The organism is Kitasatospora sp. NPDC004669 (assembly GCF_040609455.1).
Taxonomy (GTDB): Bacteria; Actinomycetota; Actinomycetes; order Streptomycetales; family Streptomycetaceae; genus Kitasatospora.
The window spans coordinates 1-1,591 of the sequence record NZ_JBEXKB010000214.1 but is presented as its reverse complement, the minus strand read 5'-3'; the positions used below and the strand labels follow the sequence as shown (position 1 = coordinate 1,591).

General features: G+C 70.1%; 3 protein-coding genes. 1 reads left to right on the top strand and 2 read right to left on the bottom strand.

Features of this window, described 5'->3' with window-relative positions; genetic code table 11:
• Positions 1-195 precede the first annotated feature (195 nt).
• Complete coding sequence (locus ABZW30_RS46965) at positions 196-486, bottom strand: transposase (RefSeq protein ID WP_355677488.1); 291 nt, start codon at positions 484-486, stop codon at positions 196-198.
• Between ABZW30_RS46965 and ABZW30_RS46960 the strand changes: the two genes are divergently transcribed.
• Positions 451-897, top strand: coding sequence for a Fic family protein (locus tag ABZW30_RS46960; protein WP_355677489.1), 447 nt, complete (start codon positions 451-453; stop codon positions 895-897). The two genes, ABZW30_RS46965 and ABZW30_RS46960, sit on opposite strands and share 36 nt — an antisense overlap.
• Before the next feature lie 290 nt (positions 898-1,187).
• Here the strand turns inward: ABZW30_RS46960 and ABZW30_RS46955 are convergent, their stop codons facing one another.
• Positions 1,188-1,487, bottom strand: coding sequence for a hypothetical protein (locus ABZW30_RS46955; RefSeq protein WP_355677487.1), 300 nt, complete (start codon positions 1,485-1,487; stop codon positions 1,188-1,190).
• Positions 1,488-1,591 lie beyond the last annotated feature (104 nt).

The following is a 1,591-nucleotide window of genomic DNA, read 5'->3' as shown; positions in this document are numbered from 1 at the left end:
GGCGGGTACTTCATCGGTGCAGCCATGGCAGAGGCTCCCTTCTCATGGCCCATCAGGCCATCTCCGGCAACCTTCCGCACCTCGGGGGAACCTCAGCCCGCCAGGCATAGAAGGAGGACCAGGCGATGCCCAGAACACGGCAGATCCGCTTGACGCCCCAGGCGCCATGGTGATCCTCAACGAAACGGAAGCGGATCACCGAGTCGTCTCGGCCGCGAAACAGGCGGCCGCCTTGCGCAGGATCTCGATCGTCTTCTGCTGCTCGACCGTCTGCCGCCGCAGCCGGGTGAGCTCCTCGCGCTCCGCACTGGTCAGCTCGCCCGGCCGACCCTCACCACGGTCGGTGCGGTCCTGCTTGACCCAACCCCGCAGCCCCTCCGGACTGACCCCCAGCTCCCGGGCGATCTCGGTGACGTTCCGGTACGGAGACGAGCGCACCAGCGCGACCGCATCCCGCTTGAACTCCGCCGTATACCGCTTACTCATGTTGCTCTTGGTTCCCACCTGAAACTGCTTCCTCCGGGCTCACATGTCCCAGTCTCCAGGTGTCCGAGCCGAGGGGGAACTTCACTGCGTCAGAGCGCCGATCCGGCGCTTCCCCCGGCCTCCCGTGCGGCCAGGGCGTATCTCGACGTGGCGTTCTTCCATCCTTTCCCGGACGGCAACGCACGCTCCGCCCTGCTGACGCTCGCCTACGTCCTGGACCTCAACGGGGTACGGCTGGACCAGGTCTCCCCCTTGCCGATCGCGCGCTACGCGGACGACCCGGTCGGCGCCGCAGACCTGGCCGCCCTGGTCGCCATCCTCATCTGCGGGGTCCATCGTCGGGCCGCCGCCTCACCCATGTGCCGCGAGAGACCGCACGAGGGCACCGATACCACCGCCGCCCTCGAGTGACCATCACGAAGGCGGGGCCGTACCTCATGACCCTGGGCAGGTCGATGTACTCCTGCTTGCCGAGCGCGTGGTAGCTGAAGGACAGCGGTGTGACCGCTGGGCTCGCTGCGGGGCTTGTTGCGACTGGTGCGGAAGCCGACGGCGCCGCACTGCTCGTGGCATTGGCGGGTGGGGATGCGGCTGCGGCAGGACTCGCAGAGGCACCACTTGGACTGCAGCCGGCCAGTGCGACGACGCTGAGGACAATGCCCGCAACCGTCGTGCCCCGTCAGCGTCGAACGGAAGATCGATCAGTGCTTGGCATTGCCGGAGACTAGCGCGGGAGACCCCTGCGCGGCGGCCGAGCCGCGGCCGGTGCTCCAGCTCGGCGCGCAGCGCCTCCAGCCGTCGGCGCCGAGCTCCTCGGCCCGCTGGGCGGCGCGGTCGGTGACCACCGCCACCACGTCGCCGGCGGGGCCGTCGTGGTGCGGGTGGTCCTGGTCGGCCCCGGGTCGTGCACGCGGGCCCGTACCGGGTCGTCCGGACGGCCGGGGAATGGCACGAGGGCCTGTGTCCGCGCGGATGCGCGGGCACAGGCCCTCGTGGGTCACCCCGGTGGACCCTGTCCGATCCCCGGGGCGAGGGGGAACCGAGGGGCCGGTTTAGTACCAGTGGTGGGTCTGCCAGAACGCCCAGGCGGCGTTCGGGCTGCCGT